We start from the raw sequence: 23,462 nt of genomic DNA, 5'->3' as shown, positions 1-23,462 counted from the left end.
CTATGATCGCCTTAACCCAACGCCTTGATCATCCCCATCCCGTTACCGCCCACGTCACGCTGCCCATTGATGTGCGGGTAAAGAGCCGCGCCCGCGTGGTGCTGGACGACGGGCGCGATGCCGGACTGATGCTGCCGCGCGGCCTGCTGCTGCGGGGCGGCGACCTGCTTGCCAGTGACGATGGGCATGAAGTCGTGGAAGTCATCGCCGCGCCTGAGCCGCTGTCGGTGGTGCGCTGTAGCGATCCGTTTTTGCTGGCGCGCGCCTGTTATCACCTGGGCAACCGCCACGTCCCGCTGCAGGTCATGCGCGGCGAGCTGCGCTATCACCACGATCATGTGCTCGACGAAATGCTGCACCTGCTTGGTCTGGACGTCGCCTTCGCCACCCTGCCCTTTGAACCGGAAGCGGGCGCCTACGCCAGCGAAGGTCATACGCATTCGCACTCTCACGCTCATTCACATTAAGGACTCACCATGCGTAAGTTGTTCCCCCTGCTCCTGCTGGCCTTCTCCCTGCCCGCGCTGGCCCATCCGGGACACGGCGCCGACAGCTTTCAGGCGGGCTTTCTCCATCCCCTGACCGGCCTTGATCATCTGCTGATGTTGACCGGCGCGGGGGTGCTTGCCGCCCTGAGCGGCCGCAAGCTGCTGATGCCCTTTGCCACCCTCGGCATGATGCTCACCGGCGCGATAGCGGGCAGCCTGTTGGGCGGCTTTAGCGGTATGGAGATGCTGATTATCGCCTCGCTGGCGGTGTGTGGGGCCATGATGTTCAGAACCGAAAACCGCCTGCTGCTGGCCGTGCCGGCGCTGGCGATGTTCCACGGCTGGGCGCACGGGGTGGAGATGGCGGGCCACAGCTTCTGGCTGTTCACCAGCGGCTTTATGCTCGCCAGCGCCGCGGTGCTGTGCGCCAGCTTTGCCGCCGGTATGCTGCTGCGCCGTCACGACGGGCTGCGTAAAACCCTCGGCGGCGGGCTTATCGCCTCTGCCCTGCTGGCGCTGATGAGCTGATGGAGCCTTCCCGCCAGTGGTTGCGCCTGATGCAGCTCTCCAGCAGCAGCCTGCCGGTGGGCTCGTTTACCTGGTCTCAGGGGCTGGAGTGGGCAGTGGAAGCAGGCTGGGTGACCACCGCGGAGGCCTTCAAACGCTGGCAGTGCCCGCAGATGGAGCAGGGCTTTTTCTGCGTCGATCTGCCGCTGTTCTACCGCCTGTACGACGCCTGTGAGCAGCAGGATATCGCTGCCGCCGCGCGCTGGACCGCCTGGCTGCTTGCCTGCCGCGAGACCCGCGAGCTGCGGGAAGAGGAGCGCAACCGCGGCGCGGCGTTCGCCCGGCTGATTAAACACTGGGTGCCGGACTGCCCGCCCGACTGGCTGTCGCTCTTTGCCCGTAGCCAGCTGTGCGGGATGGCGTGGCTCGGGGTGCGCTGGGGCATCGGCATGCGCGAGATGGCGCTGAGCCTGGGCTACAGCTGGATTGAAAGCGCGGTCATGGCGGGCGTCAAGCTGGTGCCTTTTGGACAACAGGCGGCGCAGCAGCTGATTATTGAACTCTGCAACCGCTATGCCGACGGTATGGAGCAGGCACGCCTGCTCCGCGATGACGAACTGGGTGCCGCCACACCGCTCGCCGCCATCGCCTCGGCGCGACACGAAACACAATATTCACGGTTATTCCGTTCCTGAGGAGTCTCTATGTCTGAGTACAAACACCCCCTGCGCGTGGGCGTCGGCGGCCCGGTGGGTTCGGGTAAAACCGCTCTGCTGGAAGCGCTGTGTAAAGCGATGCGCGACACGTACCACCTGGCGGTGGTCACTAACGATATCTACACCAAAGAGGATCAGCGTATCCTCACCGAAGCGGGCGCACTGGAGCCGGAGCGCATCGTGGGGGTCGAGACCGGCGGCTGTCCGCATACCGCGATCCGCGAAGATGCTTCGATGAACCTGGCGGCGGTGGAAGCGCTGAGCGAGAAGTTCGGCAATCTGGATCTGATCTTTGTCGAGAGCGGCGGCGACAACCTGAGTGCCACCTTCAGCCCGGAGCTGGCGGATCTGACGATCTATGTGATCGACGTGGCGGAAGGCGAAAAGATCCCGCGCAAAGGCGGGCCCGGGATCACCAAATCCGATTTTCTGGTGATCAACAAAACCGATCTCGCCCCCTACGTGGGTGCCTCGCTGGAGGTGATGGAGCGTGACACCAACCGCATGCGCGGCGAGCGTCCGTGGACCTTTACCAACCTGAAAGCGGGTGACGGGCTGGCGACAATCGTTGGCTTTCTGGAAGAGAAAGGCATGCTGAAGGTATAAAAAAAGCCTGGCGTTACGCCAGGCTTGCCGCTCATTTGCAGCTGTTATTCGATGCGCCCTGCTCGCGCCAGACGCCCCAGGTGCTGAAGCCTTTGCCCGGCTCTTCCTGGCCCGGGTTGACGTACCACTGGTTGAGCCAAATTTTGCCGTTATGGGAGACTTTGGTGCACTTCACCGGATAGGCAATTTTTGGATTGTAAGCCGGCACGGTGTCTTTCGCTGGCGTCGTATCCTGGGGTGGCGTCGTATCCTGGGCTGGCGACTGGTCCTGGGATGGCGTTTCGTCCTGCGCCGGGGTTGGATCCTGCGCCGGAGCAGCCGGTTTGCTGACCTTAATCGTCATGCTGTCCTGGGCTGTACGGCCATCTTCGCCAGTAGTGGTCAGCGTGAAGGTAGCCTCTCCTTCCGTATTGGCCGGGATCACCGCGTAAGCGTGAGCGCTGTTAACGCTATTGCTCAGGGTACCGTTCAGTTTTTCCTGAACAAAGAAGGTGCCAGAACCTTTGGTCACGCTCCAGTTATATGACTTCGCATTCAGGCTCTTGCTGCCGTCCAGCGGCCAGGTGCTGATGCCCGTGGCAGAGGAAGTCATTGAGTAATCCGCTCCTGCCGCCGCAGTCGGGGCGGGCAGGGTGTCACCGCCGTTTTTCAGGGCCAGAATCCTGGCGACGGCACGCGCCATATCGGGTTGCGTACCGATGATCCCAGCGGTACCGCTCGCGGCAGGCGTCCCGGTCTCCTGGAGGATCTGTCGCATCTGAAGTGGCGTCACCGTAATGCCGTGGGCTTTTGCGATTCCCGACAGGCTGGCAACAACCCCCGCGACAATCGGCGTCGCCGATGAGGTACCACCGTAGTTATGGGTGTAGTTAGCGTTGAGGGTGTTATTAAACGTGCCATAACCGGTGCTGAAGACATCATCGCAGCCCCAGGATGAACTGGTCACGCGCTTGCCATAGGTGCTGTACCAGGCTTTCATACCGGTTTTGGCACAGAATGCACCGACGATGATCGCCCCGGAATCACGGACGTGGGTGTCCCACATGCCGTTGAAGCCCGGCGCATCAAGGTTAATACCACCGTTGCCTGCGGAGCTCACCACAAACACGCCTTTGTCGGTGAGCGCTTTGATCACGTTGTAGTAGGCCTGATCGAATTCAATGGGGACATAACAATCTTTTTTGCAGGTGCTGACCGCCGTTTCAGCGCCGTACATCTGCATATTCAGCGAAACCACATCCCCCGCTTTTAACTGTGGGATCAGGTTAAAAAGGTGAACCGACGGCCAGGTGGCATAGCCCACTTTACTTTTCCAGCTCAGCCCGCGTATACCGGCGCCGATATCCCGCGCAGCCAGAATGCCGACAGAAGCCGTATTATGTTCCCGGCTTTTGCAGGTCTCACTGGTGCTTCCATTGCTAAAAGCCACCGGCGGTAAATTGACGTGATTGGCATTCCAGACACAGTTTTCGGAAGAGACGAGGGTGATATTTTCCCCTTCGTTGCCTTGATACTGATTTACACTGTCGCGGTTAACTCCCCCCATATAATAACCCGTGCGCTTTTCGACAGGTGATTTTAAATAATCCTGAAGATGGCGATAATCCGGGACAGCCGCCGCAGTGAGATTATTTGCCGACGACTTTAACTTTGGTTTAGCTGGCGTGGTTCCCTCTGGCGTCTCTTCTAACGAAACAGGCAGCGACTCAGGATAAACGGACTCAATATTCTGATGATGTTCCAGCTCAGTAATAATGCTGTTAATGTAGCGTTTGTCCTGGCTTTTATTAACCGGTAAGTTAATCCGTAAATAACGATCGAAGCCATAACGTTTATTCAGCGCCAGCAATTCGGCAGCGCCCGCCGCGCTTTTATCGACAGGGTACATGACGGTGGCAGCGAGTGAAGGATCGCTCAGGGTTAAGACTGGGTGTGCTTTAGAATCGGGTGAGGATTTAAGTTTAACGACAATAGCATCATAGGTAATCCCTTCCTGAGCCAGCATCGCTTGCGGTGCGCTTTCGGCGCAGGCCGAGCCGGTGACTATCGCACAGATTAACAGCGATAAAATTCTCTTTTTCATTTTGCCAACGTTCCTTAATGACATTAATAAACATGCGTCCTGTATTCAGCATGAAGTAAAAATGTTCGCTGGCCTATAAGATCTCTCTTTTAAAGCAGTAAGAATGCTCTAAACATAAAAAGCGAAAAAATGTTTTCACCATTACTCATTATGTCAATAAGGATTGAGAATAAAAATAACCAAAACAACCTAATAAAGGAAAAGAAAATAACTAACGCAAGCACACTTTACTATAAAAGTGTTTTTACGACAGCGATCGCGAACTTTCACCTTAATATAGAATAGCGCCAGCCTGCACCAATAAAATTAACATTACGCGACACGCCTGAGGAAAAATGATGCCACTCAAGATTGCCATTGCGGATGAACACGCCATTATTCGCCGGGGGATTAATGCCATGCTCATGGACAGCTATCCTGCCGTTGCGGACATCGCAGCCTCCCTGACGCTGGCTTTCACCGGCGAAGCGGCCACCACTGCCGATTTACTGGCCCTGCTTACGCAACACACGCCCGACATTCTGTTTTTGGGCCGTACGCTTACCGCCCCGCAGAGCCAGAACCCACTTAACAATATGGATGGTCTGGCGCTGGTTAAGTGGTTGAATCATCACTACCCGACGCTAAAAGTGATGGTGCTGTCGTCCGATAAAAATCCGCTGCTGATCCGCCTGACGCTGGAGGCGGGTGCCAGCGCCTGGCTCAGCCGTCACGCCGATGAGAAGACCCTCAATCAGGCGCTTAAGGCCGTTGTTCAGGACGAAATTTATGTTGAACACTCGCTGATGAGCGCCCTTTTCCACGGCGGGAAAATGCCCCGTGAAACGCTGTCCCTGCGCGAGCATGAAGTGCTGCGCTACATCTGCCGGGGGCTAAGCCTGACAGATATCGCCCGGCGCATGCACCTGAGCATTAAAACCGTCAGCGCACATAAATTGCGGGCGATGGAAAAACTGGGGGTGAACAACACGTGCCAGCTTTACAGCCTGCTGGTGAGCACCCGGATGTTCGATATCGCTATCTGACATCCGGGCGAGGGGGAGTATCAGACGGCGGGTAATTCCGCCAGCGGCCAGCGTGGGCGCACGGAGACGCTGAGATCCGCCGTGGCGTTCGATTTCAGACGCACCATGCCGGCATAGGCGATCATCGCCCCGTTATCGGTGCAAAATTCCGGGCGGGCGTAGAACACTTCACCGCGGCGTTTTTGCATCATCTCCGCGAGCTTCGCGCGCAACGTACGGTTAGCGCTCACGCCCCCCGCCATCACCAGACGCTTAAAGCCGGTCTGATCCAGCGCGCGCTTGCACTTGATCATCAGCGTATCCACCACCGCATCTTCAAACGCACGGGCGATGTCGGCGCGAGTCTGGTCGTCGTCTTCATTATTACGGATGGTATTCGCCGCGAAGGTTTTCAGCCCCGAGAAGCTGAAATCCAGGCCAGGTCTGTCGGTCATCGGACGCGGGAAGACAAAGCGCCCTTCCGTGCCCTGGGCCGCCATCTTCGACAGCATCGGGCCGCCAGGATAATCGAGCCCCAGCAGCTTGGCAGTTTTGTCGAAGGCTTCTCCCGCCGCATCGTCAATGGATTCGCCCAGCAGTTCGTACTGACCAATACCGGTGACGCTGATCAATTGCGTATGACCGCCGGAAACCAGCAGCGCCACAAACGGAAATTCAGGGGGATTCTCTTCCAGCATCGGCGCCAGCAGATGCCCTTCCATATGGTGAACCGGGATGGCAGGAACATCCCACGCGAACGCCAGCGATCGTCCGATGGTGGCGCCAACCAGCAGGGCACCGACCAGACCGGGGCCGGCGGTGTAGGCTACGGCGTCAATATCTTTTGCCGTAAAGCCTGCTTCTTTCAGCGCCGCCTGGATCAGGGGCACGGTTTTACGCACATGGTCGCGGGAGGCCAGCTCCGGCACCACACCGCCGTAGTCAGCATGTAATTTTACCTGACTATACAGTTGGTTGGCGACCAGCCCTTTTTCATCGTCGTAGATCGCGATGCCGGTTTCATCGCAGGATGTTTCAATACCCAGTACACGCATGACTTGTTTTACCTCACTCAGATACCGCGCAGTGTAGAGCCTGGGCGGGTTGATGTAAAACTTTCCTCACCCCTGGAGTTCACTTCGTGTATACTCCTCACCCTTATAAAAGTCCCCTTTCAAAAACGGCCGCGGTGCTTTACAAAGCAGCAGCAATTGCAGTAAAATTCCGCACCATTTTGAAATAAGCTGGCGTTGATGCCAGCGGCAAACCGAATTTATAAAGGTGAGAGTTACATGCCGGTAATTAAAGTACGTGAAAACGAGCCGTTCGACGTAGCACTGCGTCGCTTCAAGCGTTCATGCGAGAAAGCAGGTGTTCTGGCTGAAGTTCGTCGTCGTGAGTTCTATGAAAAACCAACGACTGAACGTAAGCGCGCTAAAGCTTCTGCTGTGAAACGTCACGCGAAGAAACTGGCTCGCGAAAACGCACGCCGTACTCGTCTGTACTAATCTATTGAGGACGCACGTCCTCAATTGTCAGACAGAGTAGTAGTCGTAAGGCCGTGCTTCCGGAAGGAATGCGCGGCTTGTTTTCGTTTGAGCATTTGAAAATACACAAAATCATTCACACTGTATCAAGGCGGCAAGTGAGTGAATCCCCGGAGCTTACTGAAGTAAGTGACAGGGGTGAACCAGCGCAGCCAACGCTGAGACAGTTTGAAGGATGAAGTGTAATTACGGGGCCTATGGCTGGACGAATCCCACGCGTATTCATCAACGATCTGCTGGCAAGAACCGACATTGTCGATCTCATCGACGCGCGGGTAAAGCTGAAAAAGCAGGGCAAGAACTATCACGCGTGCTGTCCATTCCATAACGAAAAAACCCCCTCTTTCACCGTGAACGGTGAAAAGCAGTTCTACCACTGCTTCGGCTGTGGCGCGCACGGCAACGCCGTCGACTTTTTGATGAACTACGACAAGCTCGAGTTCGTTGAAACCGTCGAAGAGCTGGCTGCCATGCACAACCTTGAAGTGCCTTATGAAGCAGGCAGCGGCCCCAGCCAGATAGAGCGTCATCAACGTCAAACGCTGTATCAACTGATGGACGGCCTGAATTCGTTTTACCAACAGTCTCTTAAGCAACCTGCCGCTGAGCCTGCGCGTCAGTACCTGAACAAGCGCGGACTGAGCGACGATGTTATTGCGCGTTTCGCTATTGGTTACGCCCCTCCCGGCTGGGATAACGTGTTAAAGCGTTTTGGCGGCAATAGCGAAGATCGTAAATCACTCATCGACGCGGGCATGCTGGTCACCAACGACCAGGGACGTAGCTATGACCGCTTCCGCGAACGGGTGATGTTCCCCATTCGCGACAAGCGTGGCCGGGTAATTGGTTTTGGTGGCCGCGTGCTGGGTGATGCCCTGCCGAAATACCTTAACTCCCCGGAAACCGATATTTTCCATAAAGGCCGCCAGCTGTATGGCCTGTATGAAGCCCAGCAGAATAACGCTGAACCGCAGCGGCTGTTGGTGGTCGAAGGCTATATGGATGTGGTGGCGCTGGCGCAGTTCGACATTAACTATGCCGTGGCGTCGCTGGGAACCTCCACCACGGCTGACCATATTCAACTGTTGTTCCGGGTGACCAATACTGTCGTCTGCTGTTACGACGGCGACCGGGCCGGACGCGAAGCCGCCTGGCGCGCGCTGGAAACGGCACTACCTTATATGACCGACGGGCGCCAGCTGCGCTTTATGTTCCTGCCCGACGGCGAAGACCCGGATACGCTGGTGCGTAAAGAGGGCAAAGCGGCATTTGAAGCGCGGATGGAGCAGGCTCAGCCGCTCTCCACGTTTCTGTTTAACAGCCTGATGCCGCAGGTGGATTTGAGCACCCCGGATGGGCGCGCGCAGCTCAGCACGCTGGCGCTGCCGTTAATCACCCAGGTGCCCGGCGAAACGTTACGCATCTACCTGCGCCAGGAGCTGGGTAAGAAACTCGGCATTCTGGATGACAGTCAGCTGGAACGTTTAATGCCAAAGCAGGCTGAAAGCGGAGCGGTTCGCCCCGCGCCTCAGCTAAAACGCACAACCATGCGTATACTGATAGGACTGCTGGTACAAAACCCGGAACTGGCACCAAAAGTGCCCTCTCTTGTGGGACTGGACCATGAAAAGCTGCCCGGACTTGGCTTATTTGCAGAACTGGTCAACACTTGTTTGTCACAGCCAGGTCTGACCACCGGGCAACTTTTAGAGCACTATCGCGGAACAAAAGCGTCTGCAACCCTTGAAAAACTGTCGATGTGGGACGATATAGCAGATAAAGACATCGCTGAAGAGACCTTCACCGACTCGCTGAACCACATGTTCGACTCAATGCTCGAGCTGCGGCTCTCTGAATTGATCGCGCGCTCGCGGACCCACGGGTTAACGCCAGCAGAACGCGAAGAGGTGCGTGTGATTACTGAAGCACGCGCCCGGAAATGAATTTAACGGCTTAAGTGCCGAATATCGCTCGGGAAGACCCCGACAGCCGCACTGAGAGGCAGCGGCAAAAATACAAGTACGCCCTCGCTTTAAAGGTTGGCAGCCGTATCGCCGACACCAATCAAACGAATAAGTGTGGATACCGTCTTATGGAGCAAAACCCGCAGTCACAGCTGAAACTTCTTGTCCAACGTGGTAAGGAGCAAGGCTATCTGACCTATGCCGAGGTCAATGACCATCTGCCGGAAGATATCGTCGACTCCGATCAGATCGAAGACATCATCCAAATGATCAACGACATGGGTATTCAGGTGATGGAAGAAGCCCCTGATGCCGATGATCTGTTGCTTGCTGAAAACTCAAACAACACCGACGAAGATGCAGAAGAAGCTGCTGCACAGGTTCTGTCGAGCGTTGAATCTGAAATCGGCCGCACCACCGACCCGGTTCGCATGTACATGCGTGAAATGGGCACCGTCGAACTCTTGACCCGCGAAGGCGAAATTGACATCGCAAAACGCATCGAGGACGGGATCAACCAGGTTCAGTGTTCCGTTGCCGAGTACCCGGAAGCGATCACCTATCTGCTTGAGCAGTACGATCGCGTTGAGGCCGAAGAAGCCCGCCTGTCCGATCTGATCACCGGTTTTGTCGATCCGAACGCGGAAGAAGACATGGCCCCAACGGCGACGCATGTCGGTTCTGAACTGTCTCAGGAAGAGATGGATGATGACGAAGACGAAGACGACGAAGATGGCGATGACGACAGCAGCGATGACGACAACAGCATCGACCCTGAACTGGCTCGCGAGAAGTTCGCTGAACTGCGCACGCAGTATGAAGTCACCCGCGACACCATCAAAGCGAAAGGCCGCAGCCACGCTGTCTCTCAGGAAGAGATCCTGAAGCTGTCTGAAGTGTTCAAACAGTTCCGTCTGGTGCCAAAACAGTTCGATTACCTGGTGAACAGCATGCGCGTGATGATGGATCGCGTACGTACCCAGGAACGCATCATCATGAAGATGTGCGTTGAACAGTGCAAAATGCCGAAGAAGAACTTTATCACTCTGTTCACCGGCAACGAGACCAGCGAAACCTGGTTCAACGCGGCTATCGCGATGAACAAGCCGTGGTCTGAAAAACTGCGCGACGTGGCTGACGACGTTCAGCGCGGCCTGCAGAAGCTGCAGCAGATTGAAGAAGAGACCGGCCTGACCATCGAGCAGGTTAAAGATATCAACCGTCGTATGTCCATCGGTGAAGCGAAAGCCCGCCGTGCGAAGAAAGAGATGGTTGAAGCGAACTTGCGTCTGGTTATCTCTATCGCCAAGAAGTACACCAACCGCGGTCTGCAGTTCCTGGATCTGATTCAGGAAGGTAACATCGGTCTGATGAAAGCGGTTGATAAGTTCGAATACCGTCGTGGTTACAAGTTCTCCACCTACGCAACCTGGTGGATCCGTCAGGCGATCACCCGCTCTATCGCGGATCAGGCGCGCACCATCCGTATTCCGGTGCATATGATTGAGACCATCAACAAGCTCAACCGTATCTCCCGCCAGATGCTGCAGGAGATGGGCCGCGAGCCGACGCCGGAAGAGCTGGCCGAGCGCATGCTGATGCCGGAAGACAAGATCCGTAAGGTGCTGAAGATCGCTAAAGAGCCAATCTCCATGGAAACGCCAATCGGCGACGATGAAGATTCGCATCTGGGTGATTTCATCGAGGATACCACCCTCGAGCTGCCGCTGGACTCTGCCACCACCGAGAGCCTGCGTGCCGCCACCCACGACGTGCTGGCTGGCCTGACCGCCCGTGAAGCGAAAGTCCTGCGTATGCGTTTCGGTATCGATATGAACACCGACCACACGCTGGAAGAGGTGGGTAAACAGTTCGACGTTACCCGCGAACGTATCCGTCAGATCGAAGCGAAGGCGCTGCGTAAACTGCGCCACCCGAGCCGCTCTGAAGTGCTGCGTAGCTTCCTGGACGACTAATCCAGGTAAACAGCAAAAAGCTCCCTACGGGGAGCTTTTTTTTTGTTTATTCCCTCTCCCTGTGGGAGAGGGCCAGGGTGAGGGCATCAGGCCGCCCCGGACTTAAAGCCCCCGCACCACCAGCGCCTCATCCAGTTCCCGGTACGCCTCCACCAGCTTATCCAGCGTCGCCCTGTTCAGCCCGCTCGGATTGGGCAGCACCCACACCTGGGTCGCGCCGATAGTAATGCTCTGCTTTCCCCACTGCACCCCACGCTGGCTGAATGCCTGCTCATACGCCTGCTTGCCGAGGATCGCCAGCGCCGCAGGCTGGTAGTCCTCCATCTTCTTAATCAACTCGCGCCCGCCGCTGCGCAGCTCGTGCAGATTCACCTCGCTCGCCTGCACCGTCGGGCGCTCCACCAGCATGGTGATACCGCAGCGCGTATCCAGTAGTTGCTGCTCCTCTTCCGGCTTGAGTAATTTATCGGTAAACCCTGCCTGGTAGATCACCTTCCAGAAGCGGTTACCGGGGTGCGCAAAGTGAAAACCGGTGTGGGCAGAGGACTTGCCCGGATTGATGCCGCAGAACACCACCCGCAGGCCTGGCGCAAGGATATCGCTGATCATTTTTACTCCCGATGAATAGAACACCCTGAAAGTATAAAAGATTGAAAATGCGTTGTTTATAAAAACAGCAGGCAGGTGTCTATGGCTGGATTGAAGCGCGGAGTTACTTTATAATCCTCCGCCACGGCCCCTTAGCTCAGTGGTTAGAGCAGGCGACTCATAATCGCTTGGTCGCTGGTTCAAGTCCAGCAGGGGCCACCAGATACAGCAAGGGCTGGAGAGAAATCTCCGGCCCTTTTGTTTTTTCTGGGGATATTCACAGGATATTTCACGCAGGCATTTACACTGCGTAACAGGTAACCAAACGGCTTGTTTGCTGACATCAGACAGCGTTAATCAATACTCACCTTGCAAGCCTGATCCAACGAAACTACAATCCAGCAAGATAAAGAGGGTCTTCAAATGAGTAAACAAACGACTTCACCTCGCGTGACTAAATCGCAAATCTATCGCTCAGTTGCCAGTTCTACTGCAATTGAAACAGGCGCACCTGTAGAAAAAATTGAACAACAGCTTAAACGCAGTTTGTCTGAGGCAAAAGCAATCAGGCTTGCACGTTAGTCCGGCAAGATATCGCTAACCAGTCGCATCATGGGGTTGAAATTCCCGGAAATTCCCGCCTGAATCGCTTTGAAATAATAGCCTTTATGCTTATCCCATAAGCTGTAATCCAACAATCCTTTTCCGGCACGCATCGAAAGTACATCAAAAAGCAAACGCGATAAGCGGCCATTTCCTTCCCGGAAAGGATGAATCAAAATAAATTCCACATGACTTTCAGCAAGATAACATACTAATTCTGGCCGTGATATTGACGGTAAAAGTGGGTATCGACTAAGAAATTGCTTCTCGAATTCAGTAATAAGCGTTGTGATACGTTCTGCTGATGCAAACTGAAAACCATCCTTTGCAATATTGGCATTTCGCAATTTGCCTGCCCATTCATACACATTTCCCAGCCATTGACGATGCCATTTACGGATAAGGTTAAATGTCAGTGTTACCGGCAGTTGATTATCGATAAATAACTTTTCATACAGCAGGATCATTAAGCCAGATTCAATTCTTTCCATCTGCTTTTCATCAGCGATCCCAAGCTTATTCATGAGCACCTTGCCGCCGGATCCGGGCTGATAATGTACCTCAGCTGAATTGAGGGTGTATTTCTGCATACGCTTTCCCTTTATCAAGGCCAGCGGTAACCGCCAGCCTCTCTACAAGCAATACTAGTGCGTCCGGTACGGCTCCCTCACATAATCCCGCAAGATATACACCAGATCGTGCAGCAGCCCGGTCAGATCCTGCGCCACTTCACCCGGCAACGTATTTCCCAGTAACGCCCGATTCAGCGACTGGAGATACTCAACCATCAGGTACGTTTCCTGCCAGCAGTGCGGCATGACGGAATCCGGCAGTTCATCAACGGTGAGCTGGGCGATAAGGTGCGGGGGTAAATCTTCATCACACAGTTGCGCCAGTCGGGTGAGCACGTGCGACAGCCGTCCGCATAACGCCAGACGTTCGGCAATTTCTTTAGTTTCAAGCAGAATCGTCACCAGGGCCGCGCAACGATCCGTGACCTCAAACAGGTCAGCAGAGACAGGCAGGGGCGAGGTGAGCAAGTGACGGATAACGCTTTCGTCAGATTCGGGGTAAGGCAGGGTTGGGATCGTAGCCATAAGGCATCCTCCTTGTACGAGAAATAAGATCACCACCAAAGTTCCTACGCTCAGGGGGTGACGCTGACGGAGGTAGGAATGCCGACGTACAAGGGGATCGGCCAGCCTTTCGGCTGCTCCGCCAGCGCCACCGTAATCATATCGGGATACGCGCTGGCAGGACACCAGATCGTGAATCTGGGTCACCTTGTACTAAAGCGGGTTCCTACGCCCGGTTGCAGGTTTCACCGCAACGAGGAGACTCTACGCCCTGCTCTCCCCCACACAAAGCAAAAAGCGCCACCGCAAGTCATTCTTGCGAGGCGCTTTCCATAATCCCGTTACTGGAGGGAAATACTTATCTCGCCAGCGACACCAGCATCTTCAGGCTCGCGGAGTAGTAATCCTCCTGAGCCGTGATCTGCGGCTCGCCCGCCGGGAGTTGCCCCATCGCTAAGTCACGCACCGCCAGCAGGCCGCCATCCATCATATAAGGCGCCGGATCGTTGGTGGTGATGTTCACCCACGCTGGCGTCTGGGTACGGGCAAAACGTCCCCAGTAAGCGGTATAGGGCGCCATCAGCGGGCTGGTTGGCTGATACCACTTCACGTACAGCGGCACGCGGATGGCATCGTAGCTGAAGCGCGCCGGCCACTCTTTGGCCGGGGTCACGCGCCCGTCAGCGTAGAGCGATACCCAGTCCGCCGGCAGCTGCGTGTTGCCGAAGCGCATCTTCACCAGCAGCTTCTGCCCGTCGTTGATCAGGTCACGCCACACCGTTAAATGGCTGCGCTTCGCGAAGTCCTCCCAGGCCGGGAAGATAAAATAGGACGGGTTAAGATTCACATGGCTGTTGAGATTAAAGCCTTTCGCGCCTGGCAGCATCACGCGATAACCGGCAAAGCTAATGACGTTGCGGGCCACCAGCGCTTTGGTGATGGCGTCCGACGCGTTCAGGTAGCTATTGTCGTTCCACTGCGTACCCGCCTTTAACAGCGCCCAGGCGATAAAGGTATCGCCGTCGGTGGCATTGTTTTTATCCATAACCGGATCAGCCGCAACCGGGTTAAAGCGCCAGTAGAACAGCCCTGTCCCGGGATTTTGCAGATTCTTTTTCGTCCAGGCCCAGATTTTGTCAAAACCCGCGCGATCGTTGTTGCGCACCGCCATCATCATGGCGAAGCCCTGCCCCTCGGTATGGCTCACGCTGTTGTTGCCGGTATCAATGATGCGGCCATCCGGCATCAGGAACCGCGCCTTGTAACTGTCCCAGGCCGTTCCGGCGAAAACCTGCTGGCTGACTATCAGCCCCAGCGCCAGAACCACGATTTTAGCTCGCTGCCACATGGCCGATCCTTATTAATTATTTTGATATCTGAAATGGATAACCGTAGCCGAGGGGGATGCCTCCCGCCACAGTGAAACGTGTGATTTGCCGCCCTGCTCGCGCAGCCAGCGGGCATAGAGTCCTTCCAGCACCGCGCTGAAGGCGTGGTTCCAGGCCATCTGCTTTGCCTCGTCAGGCGGCACCGGTAGCGCAGTGTGACAGATGCGCAGCGCGGTGTCGCTGGCATCAATATCAATATAGCCCCAGTTAAAGGCCGCGAGCCGGGCATTGATCTGCCCTTCGAGTTCGCCCACGGTGTGCGCCAGCTCCAGCGGAAAACGCTCGCCAAGCGAATCGCCCATCTGCACGAGGAAGGCGCGGCTCTGCGCCTCGCCGACGTTCGCCACCATCGTCTCAACCATCACGTGGATCAGTCCAAACCAGCCCGACTGCGACTGTTGATGCTGGTAATACTGCAAAAGCTGTTGGTCATTCATCACTTATTCCCCAGAAGGTAGCGGAAGTAGAGGCTTGCGGTGCTTTCGTTGTAATCACCGAAGGTGTCATACCCAATCTGCCCGCCGATGGTCATGTCTTTGTTCAGTTTGTAGTCCGTTGACGCGCGCAGGTTGTAGCCCAGGCCGTTCTCGCTCTTGCCGCTGTAAAACGCCTCTTTGGCAAAACCACGGGCGACGTAATCTTCCAGCTGGCGCTGCATTGCCGCGTCCGTCGGGAAATACGGGCTCTCATCCTGCGAGTAGGACTGATACCCAATGGAGGCCCCTAATCCCAGGTTCCAGTTATCATATTTCTGGGTGTAATCCACCGGGAAGGAGACGCTGATGTAGTCCTGTGGACTGAAATAGCCCCCCTGCCCGTAGCTGAAGTAGCTCAGGTTTTTGTCGAAGTTCATGTAGTTCATGTTGATGCCGGTTTTCAGCTCACGATCGTCGGCGTAGTAAGGGCGGAAATAGACCCCCGCTGAACCGGTGACGCTGGTGTTGCTCGGCACGTTCTCCCCGACATAGTCATACACGCCAAACCCGGCGTAGAAGCCCGCATCGGTATTGTCATAGCTCAGCTGGGCGCTGCCGCCGTTTTTGGTGACCTGACCCCACTTCTTGCCGCTGTATTTGTCCTCCACGCCGACATACGAGAGCAGGCTGTCCACCACCGCACGACGCTCGCCGGTGAGGATCAGCTTGAGGTAATCGGTCAGCTGTGGCGACCACTGGATCCCGCCGACAACGGTATTGAGATCCTGGCCCAACGGCGTAGAGCCGACATCAATTTTGTACTGATCCCCGGTAAGCGCCATCGCCACTTCCACGCCCTGGGCGCTTTGCGAGCCCTGGGACGGCACCTTAATCTGGTCGATATTCGGCAGTTCAGGCGGCGTGGTGGTGGAGGCGTTATACAGCTCCTGGGCCACCTGCCCCTGGATCAGCGCCCCGGTACCAAACCGGCGGCTGGATTCATCGGACGAGGTGCCCGCATCGAGGCTGATTGGCGTGACGTTAACGTCCAGACGGGAGTCGCCGAACGGCACGGTGGACCACTGCAGCGGCGCCTTGATCTCGGTCAGCTTGCTCAGCCCCTCTTCGCCGTCACGCGCGCGCAGGGCAGTTGATCCCCGCGCCCAGGTGGCGGTTTTATCCACCAGCATCTCCATCATGTTATCGACCTGGCGCAGCGTTCCGGCCTGGGCGCTCTCCACTGGCAGATCGTTGCGCACGGTACCCGGCGGCGCGGTCTGTGGATTACGCGCCAGCTGGGCCACCTGCCAGGGCATCGCCTGGCCGTAGAGCGACGGCGACGCCGCCACCCCAGCAGTACTGGAGGTGCCCACAAACGGGTTGTCGGCCAGCGCCAGGCCGCCCAGCATCGGGGCGGTTTCACCGCTGTTATCCTGCAGGCCGAGCAGCTTGCCGCGCGCGGTGCGCAGATAGCTCATCGCCTGTTGATGATTGCCTTCAGCCTCCGAGACTCGCGCCAGCAGCAGCAGGCGTTCCGGCGTGCCGTCGTTAGTCAGCCCGGCGCTCAGCTGCTTCGCTTTATCGACGTTTTTACTGGCCAGCGCCACGTCGATGGCTCCGGCGCGCGCATCCTGCTGCGGCGTGTCGCGGGTCATCAGATAGTCGTAGACCACCCCCGCCTCTTTGTTCATCTTGCCGGACTGATAGAGACGGGCCATGGCAAACATCAGATCGGTGTTCTGCGGATCGCTCTGCATGGCGCGGATCAGCTTGTCGTAAGCCGCGGCATAGTTGCCCTGGGTGCGCAGACGATCGGCCTCGTTGATCACGTAGCCGTTACGAATGCTCGCCAGCTGGGTTGGCGTACTGCGCGACTGCAGTTCCGGGTTCGCAAGCCAGGCCTGGGCTTCGCTGCCCAGCCCCGCCTGATTAAGCACCGCCACCTGATCGGCATAATCCCCGGCGTTGCCCTGCACGCCGCGACGCATGTTGTCATGCACCACGCTCACCGCGGTAGTGACATCCCCGCTCTGGGCCAGCATCCGCGCCAGCTTGCCCGCATCCGCCGGACTTTGCGGCGGACGCGCCGCCAGCGCTTTCAGGGTGTTGGCCGCCGCGGTGCGATCGCCCTGCGCCAGATAGCGCTCGGCGACGTTCATCTGCAAATTGTAATTAACCCGCTGCGACAGCTCGCGCATATCGCGGTTCTGGCTGGAGGCCGGTATGCGCGACAGCAAGGTTTGCGACTGCTGCCAGGCGTTGTTTTCGCTGGCGAACAGCGCGGCGGCATACAGCTCGCTGTTGCTGGCGTTCGGGCGGAAGGCCGGCGCCATGGCGTTGGCCGCCTCGGCGCTGCGCCCCTGCTTCTGCAGCAGACGGGCTAAATCGAGGCGCAGCCAGGGATCGGACGGATAGCGGGCCGTGCCCTGCTGCAACAGCGCGATGGCGCGCTGCGGATCGCCGCTGGCCGCCGCCTGCTGGGCCTGACGGCGCAGCGGATCGGTCGGGTTGCCGCCGGAGACGCGCGGCTGGAGCCTCGCCTGCAGGCTGGCGGGCAGGGTCTGCAACATCGCCTGCGCTTCGGCGGTTTTGTTCTGCTCGCGCAGGACGTAGTAGAGGTTTTCCCGGGCCGCGCCGTTGTTCGGCTGCTCGGTCAGCAGGCCGCGCAGGGTCTGCTCCGCGGAGGTGTAATCTTTGTTATGACGCTGGACGTCGGCGCGGAACAGCTTCGCGGCTGCCCCCTGCTCGCCGCTGCGCTGGGCCAGCGGCGCGCTCAGGGCCAGCGCCTGGCTGACGTTACCCTGTTTATACGCCGCCTGCGCCTGGGCCAGCTGGCCGTAGAATTCGGCATCCTGCGCCTGCTGTTTGCGCTCCTCAGAGGCCGCACCGCCGAGGTTTGCCGCACGATTCAGGTACTGCGCCCCTGCGGCATAGTCGCCCTTACGCAGGGCCACGTAACCCATCCCGGCGAGCGCGTCGGCGTCTTCCGGGTTGGCCTTCAGCACTTGTTCAAACTGGCTGCGGGCGGTATCGGTGTTGCCGCTGTTCAGCGCCACATAGCCTTCGCCTTTTGCCGCCCCGCCGATGCTCTTGCGATAATAATCCTGCACCGCGGTATCGGTCGGATGGCGTTGCAGATAGGTCTGGTAGTAGGCGTCGTCGCCCGCCTGCGGCCCCAGCCACAGCAGGGCCTGACGCAGGGATTTGTCGGCGTCCTGACTGCCGCTCGCCAGATCCTGCAGGATGTCCATCCCCTCACGGCGGGAGCCCTCCTGATAGGTCAGCACTTTGCCCAGCGCGATTTTGACGTTGTTATCCTGCGGATACTGAACGCGCAGCTGACGCAGCTCGCTCACCGCCTGCGGATAGAGGGATTTGTCCCCGGCCATGGTCAGATAGTATTCCGGGGCGAGGCTCGGCGGCGGCTGGCTGCCGGTAAACAGGCTCTGCCAGGTGGCGAGCGCGGCGGGAATGTTACCGCTGCGCGCCTGCTGACGGGCCAGCTCCAGCTGTCCGCGCGGCACCTGCTGCATCTGCTTCGCGTTATCCAGCGCCTGCAGGTTTGCATCCTGCGGCGAGACCGCCGTTAAGCGCTCGCGCCACTGCGCGGCCCCTTTCACGTCACCAGCCTGCTGTGACCACAGGGCCATCAGGTAGAGCGCCTGGGTGTTGTTTGGGTCCACCATCAGCACTTTTTTCAGCGATTCCATCGCCAGGTTATCGTGAGACTTTTCGTGCCAGTAGTTCGCCTGATCGAACAGCGCTTTCAGCGCCGGGTTATTGGCCGACTGGGCGACATCCGCCGCCTGGGCACCCTGGAGGCCCCCGAGCGCCAGCCCGCTGAACAGGCAAAGCACAGGCAGATGTCTGGCGGTTTTGTTTTTATTTTCCATAGTGTTACCACCCTTACTCACGATCTGAATCCTGTGGGTTAAGACGTTTATGCGCGCGTTTTTTCAGTAACGAGTAGAGGCTCAGGCCAATAATCGTCGCGAACAGCAGGCCAAAAATTGCCAGCATGGCGGAGTGCTGCGTGGCGTACCACACCACCATTATGTACCAGGGCATCTGGCCGCTCGGGAACTGCGGGCCGACGCGGAAGCTGCGCACGCCGTTTTCATCGGTGATGATCGCCGTATCGCCGCGGATCCCGGCGTTGATGCGGGCGGAGTTAAGATCGTTATGCAGGCGCGACAGCTGATCGTCGTTGCTGCCGATCGCCATCACCACCAGACGCTCCGGGTTCCACTGGGAGCGGAAGCTGACAAAGCCGCGCCAGGATTCGTTCGACGAGAAGTAGTGGTCGGCATCGACGGCGGTCGTATTCCAGTTCCCTTCCAGCAGGTTCTGCACTCTGTCCAGCAGCTTAGGCTCGCGCACGCCAAAGGTGTGCTCGTTGCTGACAAACGGCGACTGGGCCAGCAGCGCGCGGTTGAAGGCGGTTTGATCCAGCGAGGAGACCGCCAGTACGTCGCTTCCACTCAGGCGCAGCAGGTTCGCTCCGCCGGACGGCAGGCCGAACATTACCCGGTTGTTGTTCAGCGCGGTACCCGTAGCGTTACCGGAGCGGGCGGAGAGATCCAGCAGGGTGCCGATCTCGCTTTCACTCGGGTTTTCCGGCAGGAGTAACACCGTCTGGGAAAAGTCCGCCAGACGGGTGAACGGGAACGAGGCGCCGACGAAGTAAGAGAGATTCGGCAGCAGCGCAAAGTGGCGCGAATTGCTCAGATCGATGCTTGAGTCTTCGTCGATACGGCTCTTGATGTTGTTATTGAGCAGCACGCTGCACGGGGCGTTCTCTTTGGTCTGGATATTGAAATAGAGCTGCAGCTGGTTATCGCCATAAATCAGATACGGCTCCAGCGGCATGACAAAATTTTCCTGACGCGCATCGCCGCCGAGCTTGTGCCACAGCCCTTCCAGCAGTCCCTGCTTGTTGACCGGCAGGTTACGCAGGAAGGTGCCGTTGAAGGTCATCGACAGGTACGAGCGCTGCTCGTCGATCCAGCTTTCGGACGGGAAGCGATAGGCAATTTTCAGCGGAATGGTGTCGCCATCCCACATAAACAGATCCGGCGCGGCGCGGAACCCCAGGGTCAGCGGCTCGTGCCAGATGCCGGTCACGGTCAGGCTCTGATCTTTGCGCATCAGCTCGCTCAGCAGCACCGGGCGATCGGTGGGGATCCAGCGCGGGGCGTCGTAGGGTTTGCTGACCGGGATGTTCTGAGCTTCCACTGGCAGACTGGTGGTCTGGTCGCTGAACTGACCGCGGGTCAGACGCCATGCGGCGCCTTTCAGCTGCTGCTCGTTATTGCCCACCACCAGCAGCAGTTTGTAGATCGGGTTGGCGGGGTTATCCACCACCTGCAGCAGCGCCCCGTTTGAGGCGGGTAGCGTTAAGCCGCCAATCGACTCGCCCGGCTTGCCGACCAGGATGCCGTTTTTCTCCGGCAGCTGGTCGTGCAGGGCATCAAATGAGATCCCGCGGTAGTCCGCTTCGATCCCCAGCCACGAGGCAATCAACGCCGCCGCCCCCACCTGCTCCGGCAGCGTTCTGGCCGGAAAGGCGAAGGTCAGCGTGGTTGGCGTCATCTGCATTTCATCAAGGAACGGACGCGGGAAATGGCTGAGATCCGCGCCAATGTTCAGCTGCTGCGCCTCCAGATCGAGGCGCGTGTTCGGCATGATGGTGACCTGGTAGCTGTCCGACAGATCCCGTTGGCACAGCAGCGCGTCGCCGTCGTTAATTTTGAAGCTGATGTTATTGCGTGACACCACCATCGCCGCCGGAACATCCAGCTGATAGCTCGACACGTTGCTGTCGGCGGAGCCCAGCGGCACCGTCCCCAGCGGCTGGCCGTTGAGCATCAGCTGCAACGTGGTGTTACGGGCCGCCATCGCCGGAGAGACTTTCAGGTTCAGCTCCAGCTGGGCGTTGGTGATCACCTGGTCGGCAGAGAGGGTAAAATCGATCCCGCCCTGCAGCTGTCCACCGCTCAGCACCACGCCGTTCGGCTGGCCCATCTGGGCAACGGTGATGCTGCTGGTGGTGCCAGGGGCGATCCCCATCGGCACCGGGCTGGCAGGCATGGCGTCGGGCGCTGGCATTCCAGGCACGGCATCCGCTGCCGGGCTGGCAGCCGGTTCAGGCGCAGTCTCAGCCGCGGGCGGCGTCTGGAAGGCAGGCAGGGTGTCGGGTGCGGGCAGGTTAGCGGGCGCCGCATCCGCAGCGGGCTGCGCCGCGTCCGTTACCGGCGGCGGGAGATCCGCCGGCAGCAGCGATTCCACAGTGGTCGGCTCTTCCGCCGTCACCGGCTGCGCCAGTACGCCAAATACAAACAGCATCTGCAGCGCTTTACGGGTCATCCCTTTCATACAGCGGTATCCTCGGTGGCGTTATTCCTGCGCCCTGCATCCTCATGGCGTTGACGACGCTTATTACGACGGTCCTTCCAGGTCAGCCAGAACAGATCAAATACGCTGCGAATAATGATAAACAACGAGCGGAACGGGTTGTCCTGCGGTTTTGGCGGATTGATCCACGCATCGGCGCGGGCCAGTACCACGCGCACCAGCTCGCGGCGGCGGTCCAGCGGGATCTCGGCAAACATCAGGCGAATGAACTGCTCATCGTGCGCTATCACGCTAACCGGGATGCTGATCGCCCCGGACTGCAATTGCAGCTCAATCTCTTCGATCTCATCGGTCAGGTGACGGTCGTCCACCACCGCAATACGGCAGCCGCCCATGGATAAATCCAGCGTATGGCTGCGCGAAGAGATGCCGCTGGCGTAGTGGATCACCACCGGCACGTTGGCATCGATACGGATGGTTTTACGCGTCTGGCGGGTTTCCCGCGCCACGGCAATGGCGGCCAGCAGGAAGATCAGACTGTAGACACCCCAGCCGACGTTGAGGGCGATAACCATCGGGTCCACCCCGAAGTAGTCATGGGCGACGGCACGCGTAATCCCGGCAATCACGCCCGCCGCCAGCAGCACCGCGATGATCAGGTGCGGGCGGACAATGCTGAAGTCGAAATAGCCGACGTCCAGCAGCGCGCCTTTATCCGTCACGTTGAACTTGCCGAGTTTCGGGAACATCAGGGTGATGACCGTCGGCAGCACCAGATGGAAGGCCAGCACCAGGTCATAGATCTCCCCCCAGAAGCTGTAGCGGAAGCGCCCGTTGACCCGCGAGTTCACATAGATACAGAGGAACAGGTGCGGCAGCATATAGGCGAAAATCAGGCTCGCCGAGGAGTGGATAATGTTCAGGTTAAACAGCAGGTATGCCAGCGGCGCGGTGAGGAACGCCACGCGCGGTAAGGCAAACTGGAACGAGAGCATGGCGTTGAGGTAGCAAAGACGTTGCTGCCACTTCAGGCCCCGGCCCAGCAGCGGGTTATCGACCCGCAAAATCTGCGTCATGCCGCGCGCCCAGCGGGTACGCTGGATCACGTGCACCACCAGGCGTTCGGTCGCCAGGCCCGCCGCCAGCGGAATATCCAGATAGGCCGATTTCCACCCCAGACGCTGCATCTTCAGCGCGGTGTGGGCATCCTCAGTCACGGTTTCTACCGCAAAGCCGCCAATCTCTTCCAGGGCGCTGCGACGGATCACCGCGCAGGAGCCGCAGAAGAAGGTGGCGTTCCAGTTATCGTTTCCGCGCTGGATCTGCCCGTAGAACAGCTGGCCTTCGTTAGGGATATCGCGACCCGCAGACAGGTTACGCTCGAACGGATCCGGCGAGTAAAAGTAGTGTGGGGTCTGCATCAGCGCCAGCTTCGGATCCTGCAGGAAGGCCCCGACGGTCGCCTGCAGGAAGATACGCGTCGCCACGTGGTCGCAGTCAAAGACGCAGATCAGCTCGCCTTTGGTGAGCTTCATGGCGTGGTTGAGGTTGCCCGCTTTGGCGTGGGAATTGTCGTTACGCGTGATGTACCCTACCCCGACGTTGGCGGCAAACACCGCAAACTCGTTGCGTTTGCCGTCATCGAGCAGGTAGATCCTGAGCTTGTCCGCCGGATAATCCAGGCATTGCGCCGCCAGCACGGTATCGCGCACCACCTCCAGGCTCTCGTTATAGGACGGGATATAGATATCCACCGTCGGCCACTGGGCCATATCATCCGGTAGCGGCACAATCTTGCGCTGCAACGGAAAGAGGTTTTGCAGATAACTTAAAATAATGGTTATCCAGATATAGAGTTCGGCGAGAAATAACCCGATCCCCAGTATCGCCTCTATTTCGGAATTAAAGTGCAGCGTCTGCGTGGCGCGAAACCAGATATATCGTGTGGACATTAACACGGCCACAATCATCATGATTACCGATACGCGGTGATGTTTGCTGAAGCCGAGCAGCAGCAGCGCCCCAATGCTGATTAAGCCGAAGATATACTGCTTCTGGCTATCCATTGGGGTAATAATAATGAGCACGGCAATGGGTGCTAATACCAGTAGCAGTAAATAAAACAGCGCCTTTTTCATAGGACGTC

The 23,462-nt window shown here is 58.0% G+C and carries 19 protein-coding genes and 1 tRNA gene; 10 read left to right on the top strand and 10 right to left on the bottom strand.

Annotated features, from left to right (window positions below; all coding sequences use genetic code 11):
* Nucleotides 1–2 precede the first annotated feature (2 nt).
* From ureE to ureG, 4 genes are read left to right on the top strand one after another with little or no spacing between them, the layout of a single operon-like run.
* Nucleotides 3–467: an urease accessory protein UreE gene (ureE, locus tag MXM41_RS18405; protein ID WP_325933546.1), complete on the top strand. Its 465-nt coding sequence runs from the start codon at nucleotides 3–5 to the stop codon at nucleotides 465–467.
* Between the two features lie 9 nt (nucleotides 468–476).
* Complete coding sequence (locus MXM41_RS18400; protein WP_325933545.1) at nucleotides 477–1,016, top strand: HupE/UreJ family protein; 540 nt, start codon at nucleotides 477–479, stop codon at nucleotides 1,014–1,016.
* Nucleotides 1,016–1,690, top strand: coding sequence for an urease accessory protein UreF (locus MXM41_RS18395; protein WP_325933544.1), 675 nt, complete (start codon nucleotides 1,016–1,018; stop codon nucleotides 1,688–1,690). The genes MXM41_RS18400 and MXM41_RS18395 overlap by 1 nt, the downstream gene beginning before the upstream one ends.
* A gap of 9 nt (nucleotides 1,691–1,699) precedes the next feature.
* On the top strand, nucleotides 1,700–2,317 hold the full coding sequence (gene ureG / locus MXM41_RS18390; RefSeq protein ID WP_325933543.1) for an urease accessory protein UreG: 618 nt from the start codon (nucleotides 1,700–1,702) through the stop codon (nucleotides 2,315–2,317).
* Between the two features lie 31 nt (nucleotides 2,318–2,348).
* On the opposite strand, the gene MXM41_RS18385 is transcribed toward ureG, so the two are convergent.
* Nucleotides 2,349–4,400, bottom strand: a complete 2,052-nt coding sequence (locus tag MXM41_RS18385) for a S8 family serine peptidase (protein WP_325933542.1) — start codon at nucleotides 4,398–4,400, stop codon at nucleotides 2,349–2,351.
* A 335-nt stretch (nucleotides 4,401–4,735) separates the two neighbouring features.
* On the opposite strand from MXM41_RS18385, the gene MXM41_RS18380 reads away from it, so the two are divergent.
* Nucleotides 4,736–5,425 carry a response regulator transcription factor gene (locus tag MXM41_RS18380; RefSeq protein WP_325933539.1) on the top strand — a complete coding sequence of 230 codons (690 nt, stop codon included), beginning with the start codon at nucleotides 4,736–4,738 and terminating at the stop codon, nucleotides 5,423–5,425.
* A 20-nt stretch (nucleotides 5,426–5,445) separates the two neighbouring features.
* Here the strand turns inward: MXM41_RS18380 and tsaD are convergent, their stop codons facing one another.
* The gene (tsaD, locus tag MXM41_RS18375) at nucleotides 5,446–6,459 is read right to left on the bottom strand and encodes a tRNA (adenosine(37)-N6)-threonylcarbamoyltransferase complex transferase subunit TsaD (RefSeq protein ID WP_325933537.1); all 1,014 of its coding nucleotides are present in this window, start codon (nucleotides 6,457–6,459) and stop codon (nucleotides 5,446–5,448) included.
* A gap of 237 nt (nucleotides 6,460–6,696) precedes the next feature.
* Between tsaD and rpsU the strand changes: the two genes are divergently transcribed.
* The 3 genes from rpsU to rpoD all read left to right on the top strand — a co-directional run bounded on the left by rpsU (nucleotide 6,697) and on the right by rpoD (nucleotide 10,891).
* Nucleotides 6,697–6,912, top strand: coding sequence for a 30S ribosomal protein S21 (gene rpsU / locus MXM41_RS18370; RefSeq protein WP_001144069.1), 216 nt, complete (start codon nucleotides 6,697–6,699; stop codon nucleotides 6,910–6,912).
* A gap of 236 nt (nucleotides 6,913–7,148) precedes the next feature.
* On the top strand, nucleotides 7,149–8,894 hold the full coding sequence (gene dnaG, locus MXM41_RS18365) for a DNA primase (RefSeq protein WP_325933536.1): 1,746 nt from the start codon (nucleotides 7,149–7,151) through the stop codon (nucleotides 8,892–8,894).
* Between the two features lie 107 nt (nucleotides 8,895–9,001).
* A complete protein-coding gene (gene rpoD / locus MXM41_RS18360; RefSeq protein ID WP_325933650.1) occupies nucleotides 9,002–10,891 on the top strand; it encodes an RNA polymerase sigma factor RpoD in 1,890 nt (629 codons plus the stop codon).
* Nucleotides 10,892–10,993: 102 nt separating this feature from the next.
* On the opposite strand, the gene mug is transcribed toward rpoD, so the two are convergent.
* Entirely contained in the window at nucleotides 10,994–11,500 is a 507-nt protein-coding gene (gene mug / locus MXM41_RS18355) for a G/U mismatch-specific DNA glycosylase (protein ID WP_325933535.1), read from the bottom strand.
* A gap of 125 nt (nucleotides 11,501–11,625) precedes the next feature.
* Here mug and MXM41_RS18350 point away from each other — a divergent pair.
* Both MXM41_RS18350 and MXM41_RS18345 read left to right on the top strand, forming a co-directional pair.
* Nucleotides 11,626–11,701: transfer RNA gene (locus tag MXM41_RS18350), tRNA-Ile, on the top strand.
* A 201-nt stretch (nucleotides 11,702–11,902) separates the two neighbouring features.
* Complete coding sequence (locus MXM41_RS18345) at nucleotides 11,903–12,061, top strand: hypothetical protein (RefSeq protein ID WP_325933534.1); 159 nt, start codon at nucleotides 11,903–11,905, stop codon at nucleotides 12,059–12,061.
* Here the strand turns inward: MXM41_RS18345 and MXM41_RS18340 are convergent.
* From MXM41_RS18340 to bcsA, 7 genes are all read right to left on the bottom strand, one after another.
* Entirely contained in the window at nucleotides 12,058–12,672 is a 615-nt protein-coding gene (locus MXM41_RS18340) for a Fic/DOC family protein (protein ID WP_325933533.1), read from the bottom strand. The genes MXM41_RS18345 and MXM41_RS18340 overlap by 4 nt on opposite strands.
* 54 nt (nucleotides 12,673–12,726) lie before the next feature.
* Entirely contained in the window at nucleotides 12,727–13,179 is a 453-nt protein-coding gene (locus tag MXM41_RS18335; protein ID WP_325933532.1) for a hypothetical protein, read from the bottom strand.
* A gap of 337 nt (nucleotides 13,180–13,516) precedes the next feature.
* A complete protein-coding gene (locus MXM41_RS18330; RefSeq protein ID WP_325933530.1) occupies nucleotides 13,517–14,506 on the bottom strand; it encodes a glycosyl hydrolase family 8 in 990 nt (329 codons plus the stop codon).
* Between the two features lie 12 nt (nucleotides 14,507–14,518).
* A complete protein-coding gene (gene bcsD / locus MXM41_RS18325; protein ID WP_325933529.1) occupies nucleotides 14,519–14,983 on the bottom strand; it encodes a cellulose biosynthesis protein BcsD in 465 nt (154 codons plus the stop codon).
* Nucleotides 14,983–18,855: a cellulose biosynthesis protein BcsC gene (locus tag MXM41_RS18320; RefSeq protein WP_325933528.1), complete on the bottom strand. Its 3,873-nt coding sequence runs from the start codon at nucleotides 18,853–18,855 to the stop codon at nucleotides 14,983–14,985. Before MXM41_RS18320 ends, bcsD begins: the two co-directional genes overlap by 1 nt.
* Nucleotides 18,856–18,868: 13 nt before the next feature.
* Nucleotides 18,869–21,337, bottom strand: coding sequence for a cellulose biosynthesis cyclic di-GMP-binding regulatory protein BcsB (bcsB, locus tag MXM41_RS18315; protein ID WP_325933526.1), 2,469 nt, complete (start codon nucleotides 21,335–21,337; stop codon nucleotides 18,869–18,871).
* Nucleotides 21,334–23,454 carry a UDP-forming cellulose synthase catalytic subunit gene (gene bcsA / locus MXM41_RS18310; protein ID WP_325933524.1) on the bottom strand — a complete coding sequence of 707 codons (2,121 nt, stop codon included), beginning with the start codon at nucleotides 23,452–23,454 and terminating at the stop codon, nucleotides 21,334–21,336. Before bcsA ends, bcsB begins: the two co-directional genes overlap by 4 nt.
* Between the last annotated feature and the right edge of the window lie 8 nt (nucleotides 23,455–23,462).

Origin of the sequence: Leclercia adecarboxylata (genome assembly GCF_035787115.1) — a bacterium.
In the GTDB taxonomy this organism is placed as follows: Bacteria; Pseudomonadota; Gammaproteobacteria; order Enterobacterales; family Enterobacteriaceae; genus Enterobacter; species Enterobacter adecarboxylatus_E.
The sequence above is the reverse complement of the archived record's forward strand: the minus strand, read 5'-3'. Positions and strand labels throughout refer to the sequence as shown.